The organism is Cupriavidus sp. SS-3 (assembly GCF_035818815.1).
Taxonomy (GTDB): domain Bacteria; phylum Pseudomonadota; class Gammaproteobacteria; order Burkholderiales; family Burkholderiaceae; genus Cupriavidus; species Cupriavidus taiwanensis_C.
The window spans coordinates 1-25,923 of the sequence record NZ_JAYLVT010000004.1; the positions used below are offsets into that span (position 1 = coordinate 1).

General features: G+C 67.8%; 23 protein-coding genes and 1 pseudogene. 9 read left to right on the top strand and 15 right to left on the bottom strand.

Annotated elements, in window-relative coordinates; genetic code table 11:
* The 4 genes and pseudogenes from U9J39_RS07810 to U9J39_RS07825 all read left to right on the top strand — a co-directional run.
* Positions 1-120: pseudogene (locus U9J39_RS07810) on the top strand (2-methylcitrate synthase); the annotation flags it as partial.
* Between the two features lie 131 nt (positions 121-251).
* On the top strand, positions 252-2,864 hold the full coding sequence (gene acnD, locus U9J39_RS07815) for a Fe/S-dependent 2-methylisocitrate dehydratase AcnD (protein WP_326346865.1): 2,613 nt from the start codon (positions 252-254) through the stop codon (positions 2,862-2,864).
* 112 nt (positions 2,865-2,976) lie between these two features.
* Entirely contained in the window at positions 2,977-4,167 is a 1,191-nt protein-coding gene (gene prpF, locus U9J39_RS07820) for a 2-methylaconitate cis-trans isomerase PrpF (protein WP_326346965.1), read from the top strand.
* 294 nt (positions 4,168-4,461) lie between these two features.
* The gene (locus U9J39_RS07825; protein WP_116312593.1) at positions 4,462-5,586 is read left to right on the top strand and encodes an asparaginase; all 1,125 of its coding nucleotides are present in this window, start codon (positions 4,462-4,464) and stop codon (positions 5,584-5,586) included.
* Between the two features lie 101 nt (positions 5,587-5,687).
* On the opposite strand, the gene U9J39_RS07830 is transcribed toward U9J39_RS07825, so the two are convergent.
* The 3 genes from U9J39_RS07830 to U9J39_RS07840 form a co-directional block, all read right to left on the bottom strand.
* On the bottom strand, positions 5,688-7,502 hold the full coding sequence (locus U9J39_RS07830; RefSeq protein ID WP_326346866.1) for a galactose oxidase-like domain-containing protein: 1,815 nt from the start codon (positions 7,500-7,502) through the stop codon (positions 5,688-5,690).
* Positions 7,503-7,508: 6 nt separating this feature from the next.
* Positions 7,509-7,715, bottom strand: coding sequence for a hypothetical protein (locus U9J39_RS07835; protein WP_326346867.1), 207 nt, complete (start codon positions 7,713-7,715; stop codon positions 7,509-7,511).
* Between the two features lie 494 nt (positions 7,716-8,209).
* A complete protein-coding gene (locus U9J39_RS07840; protein WP_326346868.1) occupies positions 8,210-8,683 on the bottom strand; it encodes a PaaI family thioesterase in 474 nt (157 codons plus the stop codon).
* A 168-nt stretch (positions 8,684-8,851) separates the two neighbouring features.
* On the opposite strand from U9J39_RS07840, the gene U9J39_RS07845 reads away from it, so the two are divergent.
* A complete protein-coding gene (locus tag U9J39_RS07845; RefSeq protein ID WP_326346869.1) occupies positions 8,852-9,103 on the top strand; it encodes a DUF1289 domain-containing protein in 252 nt (83 codons plus the stop codon).
* Between the two features lie 21 nt (positions 9,104-9,124).
* On the opposite strand, the gene U9J39_RS07850 is transcribed toward U9J39_RS07845, so the two are convergent.
* From U9J39_RS07850 to U9J39_RS07865, 4 genes are all read right to left on the bottom strand, one after another.
* The gene (locus U9J39_RS07850) at positions 9,125-9,844 is read right to left on the bottom strand and encodes an MOSC domain-containing protein (protein WP_326346870.1); all 720 of its coding nucleotides are present in this window, start codon (positions 9,842-9,844) and stop codon (positions 9,125-9,127) included.
* Positions 9,841-10,548 carry a glutamine amidotransferase gene (locus U9J39_RS07855; protein WP_326346871.1) on the bottom strand — a complete coding sequence of 236 codons (708 nt, stop codon included), beginning with the start codon at positions 10,546-10,548 and terminating at the stop codon, positions 9,841-9,843. Before U9J39_RS07855 ends, U9J39_RS07850 begins: the two co-directional genes overlap by 4 nt.
* A 132-nt stretch (positions 10,549-10,680) precedes the next feature.
* Entirely contained in the window at positions 10,681-13,140 is a 2,460-nt protein-coding gene (locus U9J39_RS07860; protein ID WP_326346872.1) for a penicillin acylase family protein, read from the bottom strand.
* Between the two features lie 144 nt (positions 13,141-13,284).
* On the bottom strand, positions 13,285-14,718 hold the full coding sequence (locus U9J39_RS07865; RefSeq protein WP_326346873.1) for an aldehyde dehydrogenase family protein: 1,434 nt from the start codon (positions 14,716-14,718) through the stop codon (positions 13,285-13,287).
* 222 nt (positions 14,719-14,940) lie between these two features.
* On the opposite strand from U9J39_RS07865, the gene U9J39_RS07870 reads away from it, so the two are divergent.
* Positions 14,941-15,543: a hypothetical protein gene (locus U9J39_RS07870; protein WP_115709553.1), complete on the top strand. Its 603-nt coding sequence runs from the start codon at positions 14,941-14,943 to the stop codon at positions 15,541-15,543.
* A 64-nt stretch (positions 15,544-15,607) separates the two neighbouring features.
* Here the strand turns inward: U9J39_RS07870 and U9J39_RS07875 are convergent, their stop codons facing one another.
* The 6 genes from U9J39_RS07875 to U9J39_RS07900 form a co-directional block, all read right to left on the bottom strand.
* A complete protein-coding gene (locus U9J39_RS07875) occupies positions 15,608-17,230 on the bottom strand; it encodes an ABC-F family ATPase (protein WP_115709555.1) in 1,623 nt (540 codons plus the stop codon).
* A gap of 191 nt (positions 17,231-17,421) precedes the next feature.
* Positions 17,422-18,378: a muramoyltetrapeptide carboxypeptidase gene (gene ldcA, locus U9J39_RS07880; RefSeq protein WP_326346874.1), complete on the bottom strand. Its 957-nt coding sequence runs from the start codon at positions 18,376-18,378 to the stop codon at positions 17,422-17,424.
* Positions 18,375-18,896: a tRNA adenosine(34) deaminase TadA gene (gene tadA, locus U9J39_RS07885; protein ID WP_240991289.1), complete on the bottom strand. Its 522-nt coding sequence runs from the start codon at positions 18,894-18,896 to the stop codon at positions 18,375-18,377. The genes ldcA and tadA overlap by 4 nt, the downstream gene beginning before the upstream one ends.
* A 110-nt stretch (positions 18,897-19,006) precedes the next feature.
* Positions 19,007-19,483, bottom strand: coding sequence for a 6-pyruvoyl trahydropterin synthase family protein (locus U9J39_RS07890; RefSeq protein WP_115709560.1), 477 nt, complete (start codon positions 19,481-19,483; stop codon positions 19,007-19,009).
* Positions 19,484-19,630: 147 nt separating this feature from the next.
* Positions 19,631-20,266 carry a 7-carboxy-7-deazaguanine synthase gene (gene queE / locus U9J39_RS07895; protein WP_115709561.1) on the bottom strand — a complete coding sequence of 212 codons (636 nt, stop codon included), beginning with the start codon at positions 20,264-20,266 and terminating at the stop codon, positions 19,631-19,633.
* Positions 20,267-20,616: 350 nt separating this feature from the next.
* The gene (locus U9J39_RS07900) at positions 20,617-21,123 is read right to left on the bottom strand and encodes a DUF1993 domain-containing protein (protein ID WP_326346875.1); all 507 of its coding nucleotides are present in this window, start codon (positions 21,121-21,123) and stop codon (positions 20,617-20,619) included.
* A gap of 193 nt (positions 21,124-21,316) precedes the next feature.
* Here U9J39_RS07900 and U9J39_RS07905 point away from each other — a divergent pair, with 193 nt between their 5' ends.
* Positions 21,317-21,718: a hypothetical protein gene (locus U9J39_RS07905; RefSeq protein ID WP_326346876.1), complete on the top strand. Its 402-nt coding sequence runs from the start codon at positions 21,317-21,319 to the stop codon at positions 21,716-21,718.
* Positions 21,719-21,727: 9 nt separating this feature from the next.
* Here the strand turns inward: U9J39_RS07905 and U9J39_RS07910 are convergent, their stop codons facing one another.
* Positions 21,728-22,348 carry a DUF2239 family protein gene (locus U9J39_RS07910; RefSeq protein ID WP_115709564.1) on the bottom strand — a complete coding sequence of 207 codons (621 nt, stop codon included), beginning with the start codon at positions 22,346-22,348 and terminating at the stop codon, positions 21,728-21,730.
* A 182-nt stretch (positions 22,349-22,530) separates the two neighbouring features.
* Here U9J39_RS07910 and U9J39_RS07915 point away from each other — a divergent pair, with 182 nt between their 5' ends.
* Positions 22,531-24,060, top strand: coding sequence for an FAD-dependent oxidoreductase (locus U9J39_RS07915; RefSeq protein WP_326346877.1), 1,530 nt, complete (start codon positions 22,531-22,533; stop codon positions 24,058-24,060).
* Positions 24,061-24,154: 94 nt separating this feature from the next.
* On the top strand, positions 24,155-24,595 hold the full coding sequence (locus tag U9J39_RS07920) for a DUF2231 domain-containing protein (RefSeq protein ID WP_115709565.1): 441 nt from the start codon (positions 24,155-24,157) through the stop codon (positions 24,593-24,595).
* A 12-nt stretch (positions 24,596-24,607) separates the two neighbouring features.
* On the opposite strand, the gene U9J39_RS07925 is transcribed toward U9J39_RS07920, so the two are convergent.
* On the bottom strand, positions 24,608-25,918 hold the full coding sequence (locus tag U9J39_RS07925) for an NAD(P)/FAD-dependent oxidoreductase (protein ID WP_116312605.1): 1,311 nt from the start codon (positions 25,916-25,918) through the stop codon (positions 24,608-24,610).
* Positions 25,919-25,923: the final 5 nt, after the last annotated feature.

Genomic DNA, 25,923 nt, shown 5'->3' on the forward strand with positions numbered 1-25,923 from the left:
ACCTCGGGCTGGGCCGCGCACATCATCGAGCAGCGCATCGACAACAAGATCATCCGCCCCAGCGCCAACTACACCGGACCGGAGAACCTGAAGTTCGTGCCGATCAAGGATCGCAAGTAAGACCGGCTGCCGGATTGCCCGCGGGTTGCATTGATCCGAGCCTGCGGGCAAAGGGGGTAGTTGGTCGCTCATCATCGAACGATGGGGGGCCCACTACCCCTTTTTCATACTTATATAGATTTCCCTACACCATGAATTCTGCAAACCGCAAACCGCTACCGGGCACCAAGCTGGATTACTTCGACGCGCGCGCCGCGGTCGAGGCCATCCAGCCGGGTGCCTACGACAAGCTGCCGTACACGTCGCGCGTGCTGGCAGAAAACCTGGTGCGCCGCTGCGACCCCGCCACGCTGACGGATTCGCTGAAGCAACTGATCGAGCGCAAGCGCGACCTCGACTTCCCGTGGTTCCCCGCGCGCGTGGTGTGCCACGACATCCTGGGCCAGACTGCGCTGGTGGACCTGGCCGGCCTGCGCGACGCCATTGCCGACCAGGGCGGCGACCCCGCCAAGGTCAACCCGGTGGTGCCGGTGCAGCTGATCGTCGACCACTCGCTGGCGGTGGAGTGCGGCGGCTTCGATCCCGATGCCTTCGCCAAGAACCGCGCGATCGAGGACCGCCGCAACGAAGACCGTTTCCATTTCATCGACTGGACCAAGAAGGCGTTCAAGAACGTCGACGTGATCCCGCCGGGCAACGGCATCATGCACCAGATCAACCTGGAGAAGATGTCGCCGGTGATCCATGCTGACAACGGCGTGGCCTATCCCGACACCTGCGTCGGCACCGACAGCCACACGCCGCACGTCGATGCGCTGGGCGTGATCGCCATCGGCGTCGGCGGCCTGGAAGCCGAGAACGTGATGCTCGGCCGCGCCTCGTGGATGCGCCTGCCGGATATCGTCGGCGTCGAGCTGACCGGCAAGCGCCAGCCCGGCATCACCGCCACCGACATCGTGCTGGCCCTGACCGAATTCCTGCGCAAGGAAAAAGTGGTTGGCGCCTACCTGGAGTTCCGCGGCGAAGGCGCCTCGAGCCTGACGCTCGGCGACCGCGCCACCATCTCCAACATGGCCCCGGAATACGGCGCCACCGCGGCGATGTTCTTCATCGACGAGCAGACCATTGAGTACCTGCGCCTGACCGGCCGCACCGACGAACAACTCAAGCTGGTCGAGACGTACGCCAAGGCCGCGGGCCTGTGGGCGGATTCGCTGCAGAACGCCGAATACGAGCGCGTGCTGAAGTTCGACCTGTCGAGCGTGGTGCGTAACATGGCCGGCCCGTCCAACCCGCACAAGCGCCTGCCGACCTCGGCGCTGGCCGAGCGCGGCATCGCCGTGGACCTGGACCAGGCCCGCGCGCAGGAAGCCGAAGGCCTGATGCCCGATGGCGCGGTCATCATCGCCGCCATCACCAGCTGCACCAACACCAGCAACCCGCGCAACGTGATTGCCGCCGCGCTGCTGGCACGCAACGCCAATGCGCGCGGCCTGGCGCGCAAGCCGTGGGTCAAGTCGTCGCTGGCGCCTGGCTCGAAGGCGGTCGAGCTGTACCTGGAAGAAGCCAACCTGCTGCCCGACCTGGAAAAGCTCGGCTTCGGCATCGTCGCCTTTGCCTGCACCACCTGCAACGGCATGTCCGGCGCGCTCGATCCGAAGATCCAGCAGGAAATCTTCGACCGCGACCTGTACGCGACCGCCGTGCTGTCCGGCAACCGCAACTTCGACGGCCGCATCCACCCGTACGCCAAGCAGGCCTTCCTGGCCTCGCCGCCGCTGGTGGTTGCCTATGCCATCGCCGGCACCATCCGCTTCGATATCGAGAAGGATGTGCTGGGCACCGACCAGGACGGCAAGCCGGTGTACCTGAAGGACATCTGGCCGAGCGACGAAGAGATCGACGCGATCGTCAAACAGAGCGTGAAGCCCGAGCAGTTCCGCAAGGTCTACGAGCCGATGTTCGCGCTGACCGCGGACACCGGCGAGAGCGCCGCGCCGCTGTACGACTGGCGCCCCCAGAGCACCTATATCCGCCGCCCGCCGTACTGGGAAGGCGCGCTGGCCGGCGAGCGCACGCTGCAGGGCCTGCGCCCGCTGGCGGTGCTGGGCGACAACATCACCACCGACCACCTGTCGCCGTCCAACGCCATCCTGCTGAACAGCGCGGCGGGCGAGTACCTGGCCAGGATGGGCCTGCCGGAAGAGGACTTCAACTCGTACGCGACCCACCGCGGCGACCACCTGACCGCGCAACGCGCCACCTTCGCCAACCCCACGCTGATCAATGAAATGGCCGTGGTCGACGGCCAGGTCAAGAAGGGTTCGTTGGCGCGCATCGAGCCGGAAGGCAAGGTGGTGCGCATGTGGGAAGCGATCGAGACCTACATGGACCGCAAGCAGCCGCTGATCATCATCGCCGGCGCGGACTATGGCCAGGGCTCGTCGCGCGACTGGGCCGCCAAGGGCGTGCGCCTGGCCGGCGTGGAAGCCATCGTCGCCGAGGGCTTCGAGCGCATCCACCGCACCAACCTGATCGGCATGGGCGTGCTGCCGCTGGAGTTCAAGCCGGGTGTGAACCGCCTGACCCTGGGGCTGGATGGCACCGAGACCTATGACGTGATCGGCGCACGCCAGCCGCGCGCCACGCTGACGCTGGTGGTGCATCGCAAGAACGGCGAGCGCGTGGAAGTGCCGGTGACCTGCCGCCTCGACAGCGACGAGGAAGTGTCGATCTACGAGGCCGGCGGCGTGCTGCAGCGGTTTGCGCAGGACTTCCTGGAGTCGAACAAGGCGGCGGCTTAACTCGTTGCCGAGTGTTTGCGCCCCTCTCCCGCGTGCGGGAGAGGGGCGCGTCCGCAAGGGGTGCCGGTTGCGATCGGCTTCCTTCGCATACCTAACCATGACATTCATTCCCATGGCCCACGTACCCCAGATCAAGATCCCCGCCACCTACATCCGTGGCGGCACCAGCAAGGGCGTGTTCTTTCGCCTGCAGGACCTGCCCGAGACCGCGCAGGTTCCCGGTCCGGCCCGCGACGCGCTGCTGCTGCGCGTGATCGGCAGCCCCGACCCGTACGGCAAGCAGATCGACGGCATGGGCGCGGCCACCTCCAGCACCAGCAAGACCGTGATCCTGTCGAAGAGCACGCGTCCGGACCACGATGTCGACTACCTGTTCGGCCAGGTCTCGATCGACCAGCCCTTTGTCGACTGGAGCGGCAACTGCGGCAACCTGTCGGCCGCGGTCGGTCCGTTCGCGATCAGCGCCGGCCTGGTCGACCCGAGCCGCATTCCGCAAAACGGCGTGGCCGTGGTGCGCATCTGGCAGGCCAATATCGGCAAGACCATTATCGGCCACGTGCCCATCACCAATGGCGAAGTGCAGGAAACCGGTGACTTCGAACTCGATGGCGTGACCTTCCCCGCCGCCGAAGTCCAGCTCGAATTCATGGACCCCGCGGCCGAGGAAGAAGGCGCCGGCGGGGCGATGTTCCCGACCGGCAACGTGGTCGATGACCTGGAAGTGCCGGGCGTCGGCACGCTCAAGGCCACCATGATCAACGCCGGCATCCCGACCATCTTCGTCAATGCCGAGAGCATCGGCTACACCGGCACCGAGCTGCAGGACGCCATCAACAGCGACACCAAGGCGCTGGCGATGTTCGAGACCATCCGCGCCTACGGCGCGCTGCGCATGGGCCTGATCAAGAACGTCGACGAGGCGGCCAAGCGCCAGCACACGCCCAAGGTGGCGTTCGTGGCCCGGCCGGTGGACTACACCGCCTCCAGCGGCAAGAAGGTGGCCGCGGCCGATGTTGACCTGCTGGTGCGCGCGCTCTCCATGGGCAAGCTGCACCACGCCATGATGGGCACGGCCGCGGTGGCGATCGGCACTGCGGCGGCCATCCCCGGCACGCTGGTCAACCTTGCCGCGGGCGGCGGCGAGCGCAATGCGGTGCGTTTCGGGCATCCGTCCGGCACCCTGCGGGTCGGCGCCGAGGCGCAGCAGGTCGACGGCGAATGGGTGGTCAGGAAGGCCATCATGAGCCGCAGCGCGCGCGTGCTGATGGAAGGCTGGGTGCGCGTGCCGGGCGACGCGTTCTGAGCTGGTTGCAAGAGAAAACGCCGATGCCGGCAAGCCTCGGCCGGCCCGGCGATGTATGCGCCCGAAGTTATGGGAAAGGCGATTTTATGCCGAATCGGCATAACCCTTGCGCCGCCCTTCCACCGCGAATTTCTCCTCACGTATAGTCTCTGCCGCTGCCTGAACCGGACCCTGCACCACAGGCCCGGCCGCGGGCAGCCACCGACTGAACACGGACGGCACCATTCCACCCATAAGGTATGTCGTGCCGCTTCCAGTACGGGCCACACGTTCGTATAGATACCGAGGAGAACCATGAAACATTCCGCCCGCGTCACCACGCTGGCCGCTGCCCTGCTGTCGGCGAGCCTGATCACCGGCGCCGCCCACGCCCAGCTCGCGCCCGCGGCCCAGCCTGCCGCCGCCGCTGCCACGGCCCCGGCCGAAGCGCGCAAGGCCAACATCGTCATCATTGGCACCGGCGGCACCATTGCCGGCGCCGGCGCGGCGGCGACCAACACCGCCGCCTACCAGTCCGCCGTGGTCCCGGTCGACAAGATCATCGCCTCGGTGCCGGAAATCTCCAAGGTCGCCAACGTCAAGGGCGAGCAAATCTTCCAGATCGGCTCGGAGAGCTTCAACAATGAACGCCTGCTCAAGCTGGCCAAGCGCGTGTCGGAACTGCTCAAGCAGCCTGATGTCGACGGCATCGTGATCACGCACGGCACCGACACCATCGAGGAAACCGCGTATTTCCTCAACCTGACGCTGAAGAGCGACAAGCCGGTGGTGGTGGTCGGCTCGATGCGCCCGGGCACCGCACTGGGTGCCGACGGCGCGCTGAACCTCTATGACGCCGTGCTGGTCGCCTCCAACCCGGCGTCCAAGGGCAAGGGCACGCTGGCGGTGCTGAACGACGAGATCCACACCGGCCGCGACGTTTCCAAGACCAACACCTTCAAGACCGAGACCTTCCGCTCGCCGTTCGGCCCGCTCGGCTACGTGGTGGAAGGCCGCACGCTGTTCTACCGCCTGCCGGCACGGCCGCACACGGTGCAGACGCAGTGGGACATCGACAAGATCGACAAGCTGCCCGAGGTGGCGGTGGTCTATGCCTACGGCAACGCCAACCCGGCCGCGGTCGATGCCGCGGTGAAGAGCGGCGCCAAGGCCATCGTCTACGCCGCCACCGGCAACGGCAGCGTCGGCGACTACATGGTCGAGCCGCTCAAGGCCGCGCGCGCCAAGGGCGTGCACATCGTGCGCGCGTCGCGCACCGGCAGCGGCGTGGTGGTTCGCAACGCCGAGCAGCCGGACGACAAGTACGACTGGATCGTCACCGACGACCAGCTGCCGCAGAAGGCGCGCATCCTGATGGCGCTGGCGCTGACGCAGACCAACGACAGCAAGGCGCTGCAGCAGGTGTTCTGGAAGTACTGATCCAGGGCAGCACCGGGGTCGTCCAGCGGCCATCTCCTGGTCGATCCCGGAACTCAGGCGCTTCCCGACCCGCGGCCGGGCCGGAAAACCGAGGGGCGCCATCAATCCGGCTCAGGGTCGCTCGTGAGCTTGAGCACCAGATGCCGGCCGTCGCTGACCGCACCGTTGCTGCCGACGACGTACAGCAGGTAATCGCCGGCGATCGCCAGCCCCGGCAGCGGCGGCGCGGTGACTTCGAGCTTGCCGCCTTGCTGCGCGAACGGCAGCTTCACGTACCGGTTGCCCCAGGTCCAGTTGTGCGTGACCGGACCGGTGCGGATCATCGCTACCGATGCCACCTCCGTGCCGGAGACCTCCAGCTTGAACTTGTTGCCGTGGCGGATGCTGGGCGGCGCATTGTCGATGACCGGCTTCGCACCCTTGAAGAAGTAAGGCGGCTTGTACTGCTCGAGCACCGGGACGGCGGCATCCCGCTGTGCCTGCGTCTGCGGCGATCCCGGAATCAGGTTGACGCGGTTGCCGCCCATGACCCACACCACCCCATTGGGCATCAGCAGCGCGGTGGAGTGATCGTGCCTTGGTACGGGAGACGACACGAGATCGGTCCGGCTGCCATCCGCCGGATTGAACATCTGATAGCGCAGGCTGTTCGTGCTTCCGCTGGCGCCTCCAACCACCAGCAGTTTCCCGTCCGGCAGCGCCACCACATTGTTCTGCGTGGCCGGCTGGATGAGACTGGCGAGGGGCTTCCATTTCGGCGTCGCGCTGGAAAAATCGATCGTTTCCGCGACTGCCGAGTCGGGCGTGTTGCCCCCGCTCGATCCGCCAAACAGAAAGACCTCCTGCGACCAGCTGCCATCCGCGCGAATCGTCACCATCAGCACGCCGGCGCCGCTGTCGTGGCCATTCTGGGCGGTGTCGACGAAGGTCCAGTGATTCTGCGCGCGCGTGGCGATCAGCGGATCGGCAAGCGCGCCCTGGACGTCGAGCAGATAGGTATTGCCGCTGTAGAAGAACGGATCGTATCCACCGATATTGAGGCCGCCCGGCTGGCCCGGCAGCGGCGGCACCACCTCGGCCGTGACCGCGACCTTCCAGTCCTTCTCGTTCGGGCCGGTCTGGACAACAAAGGCGCGCGGATACATCGGCAACTGCTTCCACGCGTTTTCCAGCGCGACCGTCGTGTCGGTCTTGGGGTCGTAGACTTCCGGCACGCCCTGGCGCACCTTGGTGCTGCCGGCGTTGGCCGGCCCCACGCTGGTGTCCTGGTCGGAGCCGGACAGCACCAGGATCCTGCCGTCCGGCAAGGTCACCGCGGTCGGGTACCAGCGCTGGTATTTCAGGTCTGACGACGCCGGCGGATCGGTGTTGTTTTCGTTGAGCGGATCGCAGTGAGACAGCACGCCGGTCGGGTCCATTTCATAGCCGATTCTGACGCAGGGCATCGGCCTTGGTACCCAGGCCCCGGTTTTCGGGTCGAATATGTTGACCTTCCTGCCGCCGTTGTTGCCGCCCTTGTCATGCAGCCCCACCACGTAGATCCGGCCATCCGCGCCGGACACATGCCCATTGCAAAACAGGTTATAGCCCAGGCCCCTGGAAAATCCGGCATCCGTGAAGAACCGGTCGGTGCTGCTGATCTCCGCGCTGGTCAGGTCGGCGATGGCGTTCTTGGTGAACACGCCGGTATCGATCATCGACTGCAGTCCGCACACATCTAGCATCTGCGCGTTTTCGCGCTCCAGATCCGGGCCGTAGCGCGACCAGCCGCTCTCGTCGAGCTGGCCAAGGCCGAAGCCGCCCTGTACCAGCTCGATGTATTTCTGATTGAATCCCGGAAATACATTGCTGCCGGGAACCGGCGGATTGAGATAATGTTTTGGCTTATATTCCGACGGCCGCATCCAGACCAGCATGTTGGGTCAGGTCGAATATTTCTTGTTCCATATCAGCGTGGCATGGATAAAATCCTTGTGCGCCGGAACCAGGCCGCTCTTTTCTCCACATACCGCCGGACCGGCTTCGGGACAATCAACGGTCGCCCGCGCAGGGCCTGCCGGCACGACGAGCAGCCATAGCGAGCACGTGCCCGCCGCTGCCGCCGCGAGAGTTTTTTGCACGGTCTTCATGCCACACCTCCTTCGAGACTATTGCCCCAAAGACCCGGATTTTTTCAATTTTTTTAGCTTTTCTTTAAATGCATAAATGTTGTTGGCGCGCAGCATTGCACCGCCTTTTTTTGCGCATCCGGTGGTGAGCATAAAATCAGTTTAGGCAGCGTTGTGGCGCGCTGATACATGACCGATGCACACATGGGCGTGCGCGTATGTGGCCCGCCGCACAGACGCGACGCGGTATATCTGCCTTGCTTGGGTGCTGGTCAAGCCGGCCGGATCGACGCAGCTGACCGGCTCATGATGGCCCGTAGTGTTCTGTGGTTCAGGCGGGATATGTCTATAGGCCGAACGCTGGCCCGCGTTCCAACCGAACACAAGCGAAATCGAAGCCCCCCAACTGGGGGCAGATCGCGCCAGTGCAGCTGGCGCGGCCAGGCGTGGAGGGGGCACTCTTGGCGGTTAATTGCGTTAATAAGTTCTGGGCATACGGATCCCAGCCCCCCGGCTCAGAACATGGCACTGCTCATCAAGGCCCTGGCAACCAGCACGCCTTCGTCGGGCACTTCGGCGTACACCGAGACATCCGTCACAACCTGCCGGCGGCCGCGCCGGGCCACCGATGCCACCGCCCGCAGCGCGGCACCTTGCGCCGGCGCCAGGTACTGGATCGACAGCGAACCGGTCGCCCCGCCCTTCACCTCGTCGGCACTGGCACCGGACGCAGCCGCGGCCGCGCCGGCAATGTCGATCAATGTCGCGATGACGCCGCCGTGCACGATGCTGCCGTGGGTCACGTTGGTCGGCAGGAACGGCATCTCCAGCTCGACATGGTCCGGCGCCAGGCTGGCCAGCCGCACGCCGAGGGCACGCGCCACGGGAGATCCCAGCAGCACGTTGTCGACCATGGCGCGCATGCGCGGGTCGACGCCGGCCGGGCGGCGGTCTTGTGACAGGGACACGGCGGCGATGGTATGGGGCATGGCTGGACTCCTGAAAAGGCGCAATTCCTGTCGCAGCGTAATGGCGCCTGCCGTATGGCTCAATGACGTCCGAGGTAATCCCCGCCCCCACGGCACGGCCTTTGGCCGGGCTGCCGCTGCGGTCCCGATATAATGGGCGGCCGTTTTACCTTCCGCCCTGCCGCCACCATGCCGTCACCTTACGAATCCGCCCCGCTCCGCCCCGAACCGGACCACGGCAGCACGGATTCCACGCTGTCCGAGCGCCCGGACAGCCCCTGCATCGGCATCTGCTCGACCTTGTTCGACGAGGTGTGCCAGGGCTGCGGTCGCACCGCGGCCGAGGTCAGCAACTGGGTATTTTTCAGCGACGAGGAAAAGCAGCTGGTGTGGGAACGGATCACACGCGAAGGCACCGGCAAGCGTTTCCGCCAGGGCTGAGCCGCGCTCACCCGTAGCCCGTCATTCGCCGGACAGGCGCCGCTCCATCGCTTCGACTTCGCGCCGCTCCAGGCGCTGCCGTGCCAGCTTGCGCCAGCTTTCGGCCAGCGGTGCCAGCGCGGCCATTTCCTCCAGCGCGGCATAGTCTAGCCGCTCGACATACAGCACCTGCAGCAGACGGTGCAGCGGCCATCCGGGACAGGGCCGCGCCACCAGTTCCAGCATATCGCCCGCGGCCACGTCGCCGGTTTCCAGCACGCGGTAGTACCAGCCGGTGCGCAGGCTCTGCTGCACGGCGCGCGACATGCCCGCATAGCCGAAGCGGTGGTTGAGCTTCCAGCACGGCTGGCGCGCCTGCGACACCTCGACCCGCGCCGTGCCCAGGCGGAATTGGTCGCCGATGCAGACGTCCGCTTCGGTCAGGCCCGTGGTGCTCAGGTTCTCGCCGAAGGCGCCAGGCGTGTCGAGGACGCCGTCGGCTGACGCGCCCTGTTCCCGCAGCGTCAGGCGCCACGCGGGGTAGTGGTCGAAGGCATAGTGGTGCAGCGCCTTTTCCGGGCCGCCGTGGTGGCGCGGATCTCCCTGCCCGTCGCCCTCGAGCCCGGTCGCGGTCAGGCGCAGCCGCGCGCGCGTTGCGGCCTTGGCAATGCCGCTGGGTACGCCCTTGGGTCCGAACGGGCGCACGGCGCCGGTCAGCACCGCATCGACCGGCACGCGGATGGCGGATAGCGGCTGGCTCATAGTCCGGCTTGCTCCAGCCAGCGCGCGAACATGCGTTCCCCCGCCGCCGCCACGGTGGCGCCGACCTGCGCGGTGCGCGCGCGGATAGTGCGCGGGTCGATGCCGGCCTTGCCCAGTTCGACGGTATGGCCGATCAGCCAGGCCTCGATATCCCGCGGCATGACCTCGGGATGGAACTGCAGCGCCAGCACCTGGTTGCCGATGGCATAGGCCTGGTTCGGCACCGCCGCGGTCGAGGCCAGCAGCTGCGCGCCGGCGGGCAGGTCGAAGGTGTCGCCGTGCCAGTGCAGGACTTCCCATTGCGCCGCGGCCAGCTCGGCCAGCGCCGAATTCTGCCCGGCCGGCGTCGGCGAGATCGGCGCCCAGCCGATCTCGCGCGGGCCGGGGTAGACCCTGGCGCCGGCGGCGCGCGCGATCAGCTGCGCGCCCAGGCAGACGCCGATGAGCTTGCCGCCGGCACCCAGGCGCTGGCGGATCAGCGCGATTTCCGCTTCCAGCCACGGATAGGCATCGGTCTCGTAGACGCCGATGGGGCCGCCGAGCACCAGCAGCAGGTCGGCCGGCTCGCTGGCGATGGGGCCAAGTTCGTCGACGCCGGCCTGGAACACCCGCAGCGTGTGTCCGCGCGCGCGCAGGGCGTTGCCGATCACGCCCGCATGCTCGAAGGCGACGTGCTGGATCACATGGGTGGTACGCGTTGTCATCAGGGACTCCTTGCCGGGCGTGAGGGAGATAAAGGCCCTCATGTTAGCGTCTGTCGCCAACTGCCGGCGGACGACCCGGGCACGACCTCGCCAGTTTGAGAACCTTCCCGGCGAGGCATGCCGCGGTCCGCGCTATTTTGTCGCAGGCGCCAGCACCAGGGCGTCCGCCGCGCCCTGCCGACCGTGGGCTGCCGCCGGCGGCATGGTGATGTACTCCACCGCCGCCCACTTGCCGATCCAGTCGCGGTAGCGCGGCAGCAGCGCATTTCCGGACTGCCCGGTGGAGTCCATGAAGCGCGACGCCGCCAGGTCGGACAGGTCATAGAGCGCGCGCACGCTGGCCGCGTGGGTGTTTTCGAACGGCGCCTTGTCGTCGCGCAGGTTGTGCCGGCCGACGTTGACCGTGTAGGTGTCGCCGCCGGTCGGCACGCGCAGGTTGAACAGCGGCGCCAGGTAGCCGACCTTGCCGAACGGCCGGTGCTCCAGCCGCGCCGCATGGGCCTCGCCCCAGCGCCAGCGCGCGGGGTCGTCACCATAGCGGCGCGACAGGTCCGCCATGGCCTGGGCCCAGGCGTCGGCCACGGCATCGTCGCAGCTCTCGGCCGGGCCGGTATGGGGCCGGTCGCACCAGAACGCGCCCAGCTTGCGCGGATCGCGCAGGATGTTGAGCATGGGCTGCTGCACGTTGCGCTGGTCCCACAGGCGCACGAAGATCGCCTCGCCGGTCTTCTCCTCGAACAGCCTGCGCGACAGCTCGCGCAGCCATGCGGTGACCACCAGCGGCTCGGCGCGCGCGGGGTCCATGGTGCCGTCCCACTGGCGCAAGGCCTGCAGCAAGGCGCGTTCGCGCGCCGGGCGCGCGGCGTCGTTGCTGACCGGCGCGGCCAGCAGCAGCGGCAGGGCATCGCGCACCGCCAGCGAGACCACGTCCTTCTGGATCGCGGCAAAGCTGTCGAAGCTGTGCTTCGGCGTGGCCGCCAGCAGCGTGCGGATGCGGTCGAAGCGATACGGCACCGTCCATTCGCTGGTGATGAAGTACGGATAGTCGGGCGCGACGATGCGCTGGTTGGCCGTCACGATCACGCCCCCGGCGGGGTTGTACTGGTGCGGCAGCGCCTCGAACGGGATAAAGCCGGTCCAGTCGTAGCGCGCATCCCAGCCGGGTGCCGGCGCCAGGCCCTTGAGGTCGTTGTCGGCGCGGCGCAGCGGCACGCGGCCCGGCGCGTAGAAGCCGATATTGCCGTCGACGTCGGCATAGACGATGTTCTGCTGCGGCGAGTGGAAGTCGCGCAGCGCGTCGGTAAAGCTGTTCCAGTCGCGCGCCTGGTTCAGCCGCAGCCCGGCGAGGAAGGTACGGTCATCCGCGCGCAGCGCGGTCCACTGGAATGCCACCACGTATTGCGCGCCCAGCGGCGCGGCGGCGCTGGTAAGCGACTCGGCCACGTCGGAAATCACCGGCCCGTGGCGCGTGCTGCGGACCTTCAGCGTCACGTCGGCGGCGCCCTTGACGCGGATGGTTTCGGTGCGGGTCTCGAACGCGGCCCAGCCCTGCGGCGTCTGGTACTGGGTGTCGTTGCCCGGACGCACGCGCTCGATATACAGGTCCTGCACATCCGGCGCGGTATTGGTCAGCCCCCAGGCGATGCGGTCATTGTGGCCCAGCACCACCAGCGGCATGCCGGGCAGCGTGGCGCCGGCCACCTCGAGCCCGGGCGCGCTCAGGCGCGCGAAGTACCACAGCGCCGGCGCCTGCAGCCCCAGGTGCGGATCGTTGGCCAGCATCGGCTTGCCCGATTGCGTGTGCGCGCCCGACACCACCCAGTTGTTCGAGCCCATGCCCTCGACATAGCCCGGCGGGCCCTTGTCGCCGACGCTGGCCATCGCGCTCGCCAGCGGCGCCAGCTGCCGGTACAGATGGCCATAATCCATGGTGCGTACCGGCTGCTCGCCCGGATACGGCGCCAGCAGTTCGCTGATGCGGGCCACCGGCAGCACCTGCGCCAGCCGCATGCGCAGCGTCTCCTGGGTCCAGTTGCCGCCCAGGTCCCATGCCATCATGGTCTGCCAGCCCAGCGTGTCGGCCGGTTCCCAGCGCTCGGGCCGGGTGCGCAGCAGCAGGAACTCCGGCGGCAGCGGGCCCTGGCGCCGGTCGAGCCATGCATTGACGCCGTCGGCATAGGCCTGCAGCGCCGCGCGCGCCTCGGGCGACGCCTGCGCGAAGATGGCCTCGGCGTTGCGCCGCACGCCCAGCGTGCGCAGGAACTTGTCGTTATCGACGGCGGACGGGCCCAGGATCTCCGCGAGGCGGCCGGCGACGATGCGCTTGTTCATCTGCATCTGCCACAGGCGGTCTTGCGCGTGGACGTAGCCCAGCGCGAACCACGCATCGACCTTGCTGGCGGCGCGGATATGCGGCACGCCCTGGCTGTCGCGCACCACCGTGACCGGTTCGCGCAATCCGGCCAGCACCTCGTTGCCCGACACCGGCGGCTGCGCCGCGTGGCGATACCAGGCCAGCGCGCCCGCGGCGCCGGCCACCGCCAGCCCCAGCAGCACTGCCAGCCATCTGGTCAGCCGACCGAACCCGCGCATCGTTGCTCCCCCTTTTCTCGTTGTCATGGCTTTCCGCGCACTGTCGCGCATTATCCGCGCATTTTCCACGTACGCCGCGCACGAAAAAATGCCCGGACCGGCCGGGCATTTTCCACGCTGCTGTGCTGCTTGCCCGCGCGCCCGTCAGGCGGCGGACTTCTTCAGCTGCAGCGACTTGTACTCGAGGAATTCCTCCAGCCCATACTTGCCGGCTTCGCGCCCGTTGCCGGACTGCTTGTAGCCGCCGAACGGCGCCTGCATGTTGAACGGTCCGCCGTTGATATCGACCTGGCCGGTGCGGATGCGGCGCGCCACGCGGATCGCGCGCGCCTCGTCGCCGGACCAGACGCCGCCGCCAAGGCCATAGATGCTGTCGTTGGCGATGCGCACCGCATCTTCCTCGGTGTCATAGCAGATGATCGACAGCACCGGCCCGAAGATCTCTTCCTGCGCCACCGTCGCGCGCGGCTCGACGTTGCCGAGCACGGTCGGCTTGACGTAAAAGCCCTGGTCCAGCCCTTCCGGGGTCTCGGGGCCGCCGGCCACCAGTTCGGCGCCCTCTTCCAGGCCGCGGCGGATATAGCCGGTCACGCGGTCCTTCTGCACCGCGGAGATCAGCGGGCCCAGCTTGCTGGTTTCCTGCAGCGGATCGCCCACGGTAAAGCCGGCCACCACCTTCTGCGCGATCGCCTTGACTTCGTCGTAGCGTGCGCGCGGCACCAGCATGCGGGTGTGCGCCGAGCAGGTCTGGCCGGAGTTGAGGAAGCAGGCATTGATGGTGCCCTTGACCGCCGCCGGCAGGTCGGCATCGTCCAGGATCACCGAGGCCGACTTGCCGCCCAGCTCCAGCGCGACGCGCTTGACGGTCTGCGCCGCCAGCTCGGACACGCGCTTGCCGGCGCGGGTGGAGCCGGTGAACGACACCATGTCGACTTCCGGATGGCTGGCCAGCACCTCGCCCACCACCGGGCCGTAGCCGGTCACCAGGTTGAACACGCCCGGCGGCAGCCCCGCGGCCTCGATCACCTCGGCCAGCACGAAGGCATTGAGCGGCGCCACCTCGGACGGCTTGAGCACCACGGTGCAGCCCGCGGCCAGCGCCGGCGCCACCTTCAGCGTGATCTGGTTGAGCGGGTAGTTCCACGGCGTGATCGCGCCGACCACGCCCACCGGCTCGCGCACCACCAGCGAGTTGCCGACTTCTTCCTCGAAGTGGAAGCCTTCCAGCAGCCTGGCGGCCTGGCCCCAGTTGTAGACCGGGCCGCCCACCTGGATCGCGCGCGCCAGCTTGATCGGCATGCCGACTTCGCCGGCGATCAGCTGGGCCAGTTCTTCGCTGCGCGCCTTCAGTCCTTCGGCGATCCTGGCGATATAGCCGGCCCGCACTGCCGGCGGCGTTGCCGACCAGCCGTCGAAGGCCGCGCGCGCGGCCTGGATGGCGTCTTCGGCGTCGCGCGCCGAGCCTTCGGGAATCGTCCCCATCACCGCCTCGGTGGCGGAATGGATGACATCGATCTTGCCGGTGCCGTGGGGCGCAACCCACTTGCCGTTAATGAAGAGTTTGTCTCGTTGTTGCATGGCCACAGTTCTCGGTTTGGTGAATTGGCGATTGCAATTTTTTGTTACTTTTATGGTGCACGCACATTGTAGAGCGGATTCCGGCCCATGTTATGGCGCTGCGGAAAACGGCGCCGGCCGTGCCAGCCGCTGCGCACAAGAACATGGCGATAATCGGCCGCGGGTGACAGGCGGGAGACTCGCCACGGCGCGCGCACATAACAAGACTAAGGGGACAAAGGCATGGTCGATCCGATCTACCGAAAGACGGAGGCGGGGCAGGACGAAATCCGCAGCCGCGCGCGCAAGCTGGACCACAAGCTGCGCGCGCTGCTGCTGATGGTCAACGGCGAGCGCCGCGAGCAGGCATTGCTGGCGCAGGTGGCAGGCATGGGGATCGGCCCCGAGGCCATGGCATCGCTGCTGGCCCAGGGGCTGGTCGAAGCCGTCGCCGAGCCGGCACAGCCGCGCGCCGCCGCGCCGCAAGAACTCGCGCGTGTCGCGCCGCCGGCTGCCGACACCAACCTGTTCTCGGTCTACGCGATGCGCCATGCACCGCCGGCCGAGGTAGCGGCGCCGCCGCACACCAGTGAAGCCGCGGCCCACTCGCCCGCCGAGATCCAGGCATACCAGCGCCTTTACCATTTCTATACCGACGTGATCGGGCAGCATCTCGGGCTGCGCGGCTACATGCTGCAGGTGAAGGTGGAGAAGGCCGCCGACCTGCCCGCGCTGATGGCGCTGCGCGAACCGCTGCACGCGGCGCTGCTCAAGGCGCGGGGCGACATCACCGCCCGCGCCATCATGGCGCAGCTGGACCAGGTCCGCGACGGCAGCGCCGCCTGACCCGCCGGCCCGGACAACAAAAAGGCCGCCCGGAGGCGGCCTTCCACATGAAGCGGGATGACGCTCAGCCGTCGATGCCCTGCGACTGCAGGTACTCGTCGTACGTGCCCAGGTAGTCGGTCAGCGTGCCGTCGGTGCGCACTTCAATGATGCGCGTGGCCAGGCCGCTGACGAACTCGCGGTCGTGCGAGACGAAGATCAGCGTGCCCTGGAACTTGTCGAGCGCGATCTGCATCGACTCGATCGATTCCATGTCCATGTGGTTGGTCGGCTCGTCCAGTGCCAGCACGTTGTGGCGGCCCAGCATCAGCTTGCCCCAGATCATGCGGCCCTTCTCGCCGCCGGACAGCACCTTGACGTTCTTCTTGATGTCGTCGGCCGAGAACAGCAGGCGGCCCAGCGTGCCGCGCAGCGAGGTCTCGTCATCACCGGCCTGGGTCCACTGGCTCATCCAGTCCATCACGTCGCGGTCTACCGGGAACTCCTCGTAGGTGTCCTGCGGCATGTAGCCGACGTTGGCGTTCTCGGCCCACTTGACCGTGCCGCGGTCCACCTCGACGCCGCGCTGCACGCCGGTCTGCACCGCGCCGTTCAGCAGGCTGCGCAGCAGCGTGGTCTTGCCCGCGCCGTTCTCGCCGATGATCGCCACGCGCTCGCCGGCCTGGATCGCCAGCGACAGGTTATTGATGATCTTGCGGTCGTAGCTCTTGGTGATGCCTTCGACCTCGACCGCCAGGTTGTGCAGCTTCTTCTCGAACTCGAAGCGGATGAACGGGTTCTGGCGCGACGACGGCTTGATGTCCTCGACCTTGATCTTCTCGATCTGCTTGGCGCGCGAGGTCGCCTGGCGGGCCTTGGACTTGTTGGCCGAGAAGCGGCGCACGAAGTCCTGCAGCTCGCTGATGCGCTCCTTGGCGCGCGCGTTGGCGGCCATCTGGCGCTCGCGGGCCTGCATCGACGCTTCCATGTAGTCGTCGTAGTTGCCCGGATAGACCTTGAGCGTGCCGTAATCCATGTCGGCCATGTGGGTGCAGACCGAGTTCAGGAAGTGGCGATCGTGCGAGATGATGATCATGGTGGAGTTGCGCTCGTTGAGCACGGTCTCCAGCCAGCGGATGGTGTTGATATCCAGGTTGTTGGTCGGCTCGTCCAGCAGCAGCACGTCCGGGTTCGAGAACAGTGCCTGCGCCAGCAGCACGCGCAGCTTCCAGCCCGGCGCCACGTCGCTCATCGGGCCCTGGTGCTGCGCGGTGGGGATGCCCACGCCCAGCAGCAGTTCGCCGGCGCGCGCCTCGGCGGTGTAGCCGTCGTATTCGGCGTACTTGGCCTCCAGCTCGGCGGCCTTCATGTAGTCTTCGTCGGTCGCTTCCGGGTTGGCGTAGATGGCGTCGCGCTCCTGCGCGGCGGCCCACATCTCGGTGTGGCCCATCATCACCACGTCCAGCACGCGCATGTCTTCATAGGCGAACTGGTCCTGGCGCAGCTTGCCCAGGCGGATGCCCGGCTCCAGCATGACGTTGCCCGACGACGGCTCGAGGTCGCCGCCAAGGATCTTCATGAAGGTGGACTTGCCGCAGCCGTTCGCGCCGATCAGGCCGTAGCGGTTGCCCTCGCCGAACTTGACCGAGATATTCTCGAACAACGGCTTGGGGCCGAACTGCATGGTGATGTTTGCGGTAGAAAGCACGTCTGGAACCTTGTCTGGAGATTGTGGCGCCGCGGCGCGGGCCGGAAGGATTCCGGCAGCCATGGCCGGCGTTGCGGCACGGGCCACGCCGGGTTCATGCGAGAACCCGGCAGGAAATCAGGAAATAACCGCGCATTCTATCATCCGGACGCATTCCTTGCGACCGGCGCGCGCGGCGGCGAGCCGCGGGCTCAGGCCAGCGGCGGCAGCACCGGATAGCCCGAGAACGCCATGCTGAAGCCGTCGGCACGTGCGGACAGCCGCACCTGTGCGCCGACCGGCAGCGTCAGCTTGCGGGCGCAATGTCCGAACGGCAGGCCGGTCAGCACCGGCACCGGCAGCTGCTCGCGCAGGTAGGCCACCACGGCGTCCATGTCATAGCCGTTGTCGTAGTCGGTGACGCGGTAGTTGGAGAAATCGCCCAGCACGATGGCCCGCTGCGCGCCCAGCACGCCGGCCTGCTGCAGCTGGAGCAGCATGCGCTCGACCCGGTAAGGGGGCTCGTTGATGTCTTCCAGAAACAGCACCCCGCCCTGCACTTGCGGCATGAACGGCGTGCCCAGCAGGCTGCACAGCATCGCCAGGTTGCCGCCCCACAGCGTGCCCTCGACGCTGCCGGAGAACGGCTGGCCGCCCGACTGCGGCGCGGCGATGTCGACGCGGTAGGCCGGATTCCGCAGGATGCCCTCGAAGTGCTCCCACATATAGGCGTCGACGCCCTCGGCGCCAAAGTCCGCCAAGAGCATCGGCCCGGCAAAGGTGACGCCGCCGGTGGCCGCCAGGTAGGCCAGCTGGAACGCGGTGAAGTCGCTGTGGCCGACGATGGGCGTGCCGCTGGCGCGCGCCTGCGTGGCAATGCGGGCAAAGTCGACTTGTGCCAGCAGGCGCGCGATGCCGTAGCCCCCGCGCACCGCCAGCGTCAGTTCATGCGGCACGCCGGTGCCGATCGCGTGCAGGTCGGCCAGCCGCTCCGCGTCGGTGCCGCCGAAGCGCAGGTAGCGCCGCGCCAGCACGTCCGGGTTGGTCATGTGGTAGCCATGGTGCTTGAGCCAGGCGCAGCCCCGCGCGGCGATGGCGACATCGTGCGGATACCCGGACGAGGCGATCAGTCGGACTTCGGTATGCGGCCTGCTGTTCGGCATGCTCATGCTTCAGTGTCGTGGTTCTGGTCAGGTGCGGCGGCCGGCGCCGGCTGGCGTGCCGCCTTCTGTGCCGCCTTCTGTGCCGCCTTCTGCGCGCGGCGCCGGGCGCCGAAGAAATCCTTCAGCATCTGGCCGCATGGGTCGGCCAGCACGCCGCCGGCGATGGTGGTCTGGTGGTTGAGCTGCGCCTGTTCGAACAGGTTGACCACGCTGCCGGCGGCGCCGGTCTTGGGATCGCTGGCCCCGAACACCACATGGCGCAGCCGTGCGTGCAGGATCGCGCCGCTGCACATGGCGCACGGCTCCAGCGTCACGTACAGCTCGCACTCGGGCATGCGGTAGTTGCCGATGACCTGGGCGGCGGCGCGCAACGCCTGCATTTCGGCGTGCGCCGACGGATCGACCGAGCGGATCGGCAGGTTGTGGCCGCGCGCGATGATGGTGTCGTTCCAGACCACCACCGCACCCACCGGCACTTCGCCCGCGGCTTCGGCCAGGCGGGCCTCTTCGAGCGCGGCGCGCATGTAGCGCGCGTCGCGCTCGGCGGCTTGCGCCGGATCGTCCGGCAGCGCGGGCGGCGCGCGCAGCGGCAGGGGTGGTGGCAGCGGCGGCGGCTGGGTCATTCGTCGCCCGCTCAGTCCTGCGCGGGCAGCACCGCCGGCGCGCTGACCTCGGCCCAGCAGTTGGGCGTTTCGAACAGCACCAGCCTGGTCAGCTGCAGCTGGTGGCCGAAGCAGTCCTTGAACACCGGCGCCAGGATGTCGAAGGCCACCTGGGCCAGGTTCTCGACCGTCGGAATAGCGTCCAGCACCACGGTCTTGTGCCCTTCCATCGATTGCAGGAAGTTCAGCAGCGCGGTGTCGCCGCGGTAGATCAGGAAGGCGTGGTCCCACTTGCTGACCAGGTGCTCGTTGGCGAGCGCCTTGATGTCGCCGAAATCCAGGATCATGCCGTCATCCGAGGCGCCCTCGCGGTGCAGCACCTCGCCCGACAGCGTCAGGTCCAGCCGATAGCGGTGGCCGTGGATATTGCGGCACTGCCCGCAGTGGTTGGGGATGCGGTGGCCGGAGTCGAACTCCAGCCGGCGGGTGATGGAAACTTGTTTGCTCATGTGTACCGGCGCCGGTGCCGGCGGCCTGCGTTGAAGCGGACGCCGCGCGTGCGTCCGAAGCCTCTATTGTGGACTGAATTGCCTGCTTGATGCTGGCCTAATGGCTGGCCAAGCGGCTCGCGCGCAGCTGGCCAGCGGCACTGCCGCTCAGCGGATCCCCAGCAGCTTGTGGGTCTGCAGCGACAGCCGCCAGCGCGGGTGGCGCTGGCAGAAGGCCACCGCGGCGGCGGTATTTTCGCGCGCCAGCGGACCGTCCATGGCCTGCACCAGGAAATGGCGGAAATCAAGCTTCTCGTATGCGGCAAAGTCCTGCCCTTCCTGCGGGATCACCACCTTCAGCTCGTCGCCGCGCGTGACCACCAACTCCGAACCCATCTTGGGGCTGACGCAGACCCAGTCGATGCCCGGCGGCACGGCGATGGTGCCGTTGGTCTCGATCGCGATCTCGAAGCCCTGCGCGTGCAGCGCGTCGATCAGCGGCGCGTCGAGCTGCAACAGCGGCTCGCCCCCGGTGCAGACCACCAGCGGCTTGCCGCCGGCGCCCTGCGGCCACTCCGACGCGACCACCGCGGCCAGTTCCCCGGCGCTGCGGTACTTGCCGCCGCGCGTGCCATCGGTGCCGACGAAATCCGTATCGCAGAACTGGCACACCGCGCTGGCGCGGTCTTCCTCGCGGCCGCTCCACAGGTTGCAGCCGGCAAAACGGCAGAACACCGCGGCGCGACCGGCGTTGGCGCCTTCGCCCTGCAGCGTATAGAAGATTTCCTTGACGGCGTAAGTCATGCGTGGGGTCTCTCTTGGACCGTAAACAGCGGTTCGGCAGCGTCTTGCTGGCCGGGGTTCAGTAAAGGATGGGCAGGGCCGGAGCCGGACCTCGCGCCGCGTGGTCACATTGGCGCGTGGTCGCGCCCTCGATGTGGACCGGAACGTATCGATCGGGGCGGCTGTGCTGGCAGCGCGGGGCTGCCGGGTGGGGCTGTCCTGGCCTGTCGCAGGCTGCGCCCGGCATGGGGCCGGACGTGCTGAAAGTATACCAGAGGCCCCAGGGGTTCCGCTTGGCCGCCGCAACCCGGTCCGCCCCGGCAAAGGTGATGTACAGCGCTCGCGCCGGGCCCGCGCCGGCCCGTTGCGTGCTACTTCAGCCCGAGGTAGTCGCGCTTGCCGATCTGCACGCCCTGGTGGCGCAGGATGTCGTAGGCGGTGGTCACGTGGAAATAGAAATTGGGCAAGGCAAAGCCGAGCAGGTAGGACTTGCCGTCGAAGCGCAGCGGGCCCTGCGGCAGCTTCAGTTCGACCACGCGCTGTTCGCTGCCTTCCAGCTGCGCCGGCGTAATCTGCTCCAGGAACACGATGGTGCGGCCGATGCGGTCCTGCAGTTCCGCAAAGGTGGTTTCGGTATCGGCAAACGACGGCACCTCGATCCCGGCCAGCCGCGCGGCGCAGCCCTTGGCGGCATCGCTGGCACGCTGCACCTGCGCCGGCAGCGGGTCCATGTCGGCAATCAGGCGGGTCTGGATCAGGTCGGCCGGGTCCATCCCCTGCGCTTGCGCATGCGCCGCGCCCTTGGCGAGGATCGCGTCGAGGTTGCCGAGCGCGCGGATAAACGGAGGGATCGAAACGTCGTACATCGAAAGTGCCATGGAGGGTCTCCTGTGCAGGGGGCGGGTTTCTTGTCTTGCGGCCCCTTGGGCATGCGGACCGCAGCCGCGAGCATAGACCGGATCGGCCTTCGCTGCCGGACTGTGCGCCGCTGGCCGGCAACCTGCATTAACATAGCCAGCCACCGCCCCCGCAATCTTGCAATCCAGCCGCCCTGCCCAGCCCGCGCCCGACATGAACGCGCCGTTCCCTCTCCGCACGGAATGCCCGCCCGGTGCCTGCATCTGCGGGCGCGAAGCGCTGCTGAGCGACCCCGATGCCGACCTGCGCGTGCTGCGCCTGACGCGCGCCGAGGAAAAGCGGCTGGTCGAACGGCTCGAGAGCCTGACCAGCCTGGACGAGCTGCAACGGATGGAGGGCCTGATGCAGGCCCAGCTCGGCATCGTGCTGAGCATCACGCCCAGCGCGCGCGGCGTGCGCACCGTGCGCGGCATCAGCATCCAGGTGCTGGAGCAGCCCGGCCTGTGCCGCAAGATCCGCCAGTCGATCCCGTCGGCGATCCGGCGCAGCATGGAGGCGCACCCCGAGATCGCCTACGCGATCGTCGATGCGCACGACCTGCTGGGCGGGGCCTGAGCGCGCCGCTCAGCCGTTGCTGTCCGCCAGCCCCAGCGCGTGTTCGCGCACATCCGCCGGCCAGTCCGCGATCTGCCGGGCGAACCCTTCCAGGTCGTTGGCGAACAGCGCGCGGCTCGCCTCCTCGAAGCCGGCCAGGTCGCCGGCAATCGCCACCATGAAGTGATAGGCGCGCTCGCTGGCGGCGCGGCTGCGGTCCTTGCCGGCGTGATCGCGGCGCGCCTGCTCGACCAGCTTGCGCAGCGCCACCGACGCGCCGCCGGGCTGCGCGGCCAGCCATTCCCAGTGGCGCGGCAGCAGCGTCACCTCGCGCGACACCACCCCCAGCTTTGGCCGGCCCCGGCCGCGCGGTTCGGCCGCTTCCGGGGCATCGGCGCCCTCGCCGGCCGCCGGCTGCGGCGCGGCCAGCTGCGCCGCGCGCACTGCCGACCGTTCAACAATCTCGTCGTCGGTGCCGCTGGTATCCAGGTCGATCGAGCGGCCGGTGCTGTCGTCGAATACCAGCACCGGCCCGGCCGCGCCGTTGTCCAGGGCCCGTCTTAGCGCCAGCGCGTTGTCCGGCAGCGGACCCGAGGCGATGCGGCGGTGACCGTCGAAGGTGGTGAAGTGGTAAGGCGCGGGTGCGGTCATGGCAGGTCTGCGAAAGAGAAACAGGAACATCGCCAAATATTACCCGGATAAAATAAGAAGTCAATATTACCCGGGTAATTTTATGTCGCTCCGGGCCATCTGGCTGTAGGACCGCGCCGGATACCTGCGCCGGCATCGCTGACCTATCACTGAGACATAGGCAGAACAGGAGGCCGGGCGGCATGACGATTTCATACTGGGCAGCCGGGACAACCCTTTCCAGCCCGCCGCTGGACGGCGACGCGACCTGCGACGCCTGCGTGATCGGCGCGGGCATCGCCGGGCTGTCGGTCGCCTATGAACTTGCCGCCGCCGGACAGGCCGTGATCGTGATCGATGCGGACGGGCCTGGCGCGGGCGAAACCGGCCGCACCACCGCGCACCTGATGACGGCCTTCGACGATTACTTTTTCTACATCGAGCGCCATCTCGGCCATCAGGCGGCACGGCAGGTGGCGCAGAGCCACGCGGCGGCGGTGGCGCGGATAGAGTCGATCTGCGCAGCGGAGGCCATCGACTGCGACTTCCGCCGCGTCGATGGCTTCCTCTTTGCCGAATCGTCCGATGGCGAGGACCTGCTCTCCCGGGAACTGGATGCCGCGCACCGGGCCGGGCTCGACGAGGTCGAGCGGGTCAGCGACGTGCCGACCGGCAAGGTGGCGCTGCGCTCGGCGCTGCGGTTCCCGCGGCAAGGGCAGCTCCACCCGCTGCAGTACCTGGGCGGCCTGGTCGACGCAATCCAGCGCCGCGGCGGCAAGGTCTACGGCAAGACCCGCGCCGTGGAAGTCGACGACGGCCGGCCCGCTAACGTGCGCACCGACAGCGGCGCGCGCATCGAGGCCGGCAATGTCATCGTTGCCACCAATACGCCGTTCATCGACCGCTTTGCCATCCATACCAAGCAGGCCGCGTACCGGACCTTCGTGGTGGGCATGAAGGTGCCGCGCGGCAGCATGCCGCCGTGCCAGTTCTGGGACACGCTCGATCCCTACCATTACGTGCGCATCGCCGGCGACCTCGATGCCGGCTACCAGCTGCTGATCAGCGGCGGCGAGGATCACAAGGTCGGCCAGGCGGACGATGCCGGGCAGCGCTTCGGCAGGCTGGTCGACTGGACCCGCCAGCGCTTTCCGGTGGTCGACGAACCCGTGTTCGCGTGGTCGGGCCAGGTGATGGAGCCCGTCGACGGGGTCGCCTTTATCGGCCGCAACCCCGGCGATACCAATGTCTATGTCGTCACCGGCGATTCCGGTAATGGCATGACCCACGGCGCCATTGCCGGCATGCTGATCCGCGACCAGATCACCGACCGCACCAATGACTGGGCCGATCTTTACGATCCCTCGCGCAAGTCGGTGACGGCCGTGGTCGAGTATGCGCGCGAGAACGCCAACGTGGTGGCCCAGTACGCCGACTGGCTCGGCAAGGACGACGGCGTCGCGCTCGATGCCATCGCCCCGGGCGACGGGCATGTGGTCAAGGCCGGCGGCCGCCACGTGGCCGCATTCCGCGATGCGGATGGCGGCCTGCACACCTTCGACGCCGCCTGCCCGCACCTGAAATGCCTGGTCCAGTGGAACAGCCTGGAGCAGTCCTTCGATTGCCCCTGCCATGGCTCGCGCTTCGACGTCGATGGCACGGTGCTGCATGGTCCGGCGAAGGGTGGACTGGAACCCGTCGACGTGACACGGGACGACCAGCGCCATCATTGAACGGGGAGGCACGCCGCGCCGGCATTGCGCTGGCATTGCGATGGCGCGGCGAACGCACGGGCCCGTGCGCGCCCGCAACGTCAAAGGAGTCGCCATGCTCACTCCCGCCAGCATTGCCAAGCACCCGATCCATCCGATGCTGATCACCATTCCCATCGGCTTGTGGATCTTTTCCTTTGCCTGCGACCTGATCCGCTATTTCGGCGGCGACAGTCCCAACTGGCCGGTGGTGGCGCTCTATGCCATGGTCGGCGGCATCATTGGCGCGCTGATCGCGGCCGTGCCCGGCCTGATCGACCTGCTGTCGCTGCCCAGCGGCATCCGCCGCATTGCGCTGCTGCACATGGGTATCAACCTGACGGTGGTCGCGCTCTATGTGGTCAACGCCTGGTGGCGCATGCGCGGGGCCGGGGTTGGCGCCATCATGCTGTCGGCGATCGCCATCGGCCTGCTGGTGGTGTCCGGCTGGCTGGGCGGAAAGATGGTGCATGTCCATGGCGTGGGCGTGCAGACCCCGCCGGCACCGCTGCGGTGACAAGGCTGGCCCTTACAGCAGGTCGCGCAGCTTGTAGTACCACATGCCCAGCACCAGCGCGGGGGTCCTGAACAGCGCGCCGCCCGGGAAGCGGTGATGCCGGATGCGGGTAAACACATCGAATCTCGACGCATCGCCGCACATCGCCTCGGCGATCAGCTTGCCGGCCATGCCGGCAAACGACAGCCCGTGGCCGGAGAATCCCTGCGCATAGTAAAGGTTGGTGCCGATGCGGCCCAGGTCGGGCGCCCGGTTCATGGTGATATCGACGAAGCCGCCCCAGGAATAATCGATATTCAAATCCGCCGTTTGTGGAAAGACCTGCAGCATGCGCGCGCGGATGCGCTGCACCAGGTTGCCGGGCGGGCGCGCGCTGAAGGTCTCGCCGGCGCCGAACAGCAGGCGGTTGTCGGCACTGAGACGGAAATAGTCGACGATCAGGTTGTTGTCGGATACCGCAACCCGGCTCGGCATCAGCGCGGCGGCACGTTGCGCGTCCATCGGCTCGGTGGCGATCATGTACGTTCCCACCGGCATGATGCGCGCCGCGATTTCCGGCGCGAGATGGTCGCCGAATTCGCCCAGGTAGACGTTGCCGGCCAGCACCACGTGCCGGCAGCGCACTTCGCCCTCGGCGGTCTTCACCACCGGCGCCTGGTCGCGCTCGACGCGATACGCGGCCGAATTCTCGAAGACCTCGACACCCTGCCGGCGCGCCGCATCGCCCAGCCCCAGGCAGTACTTGAGCGGATGCAGGTGGCCCGAGTGCGGGTCATACGCCCCGGCGACAAAGCGGTCGCTGGCGACATGGCGGCCAAGGTGCGGACGTTCGACCCATTCGAGCGGATAGTCATAGCGCTCGCGCATATGGCGCACCCAGCGGCGCAGGCCGTCGACCTTGTGCGCCCTTGGCGCCAGCGTCATGTAGCCGCGCACGTGGTCGCAGTCGATGGCGTAGGTGGCGATGCGCTGCTCCAGCAGGCGCATGCCCTCGACCGATGCATTCCAGGCCGCCTGCGCGACCTCGGCCGGGCACTGGCGCTCGATCGCGCCCTCCCCCTCGGCGCCGAAGCCGACGATGGCCTGGCCGCCATTGCGCCCGGAAGCGCCCCAGCCGATCCGGTGCGCCTCGAGCAGCGCCACATGAAAGCCGCGCGCGGCCAGTTCCAGCGCGCAGGACAGGCCGGCGTAGCCGCCGCCCACCACGCACACCTCGGCCTCCGTGCGTCCCTGCAGCGGCGGGCTCGGCGCCGGCCGCGCGACGCTCGCCTCGTAGTACGAGTTTTCGATGACGCCCAGTTCTTTTTGCAGCAGCCCCGACATCGCCT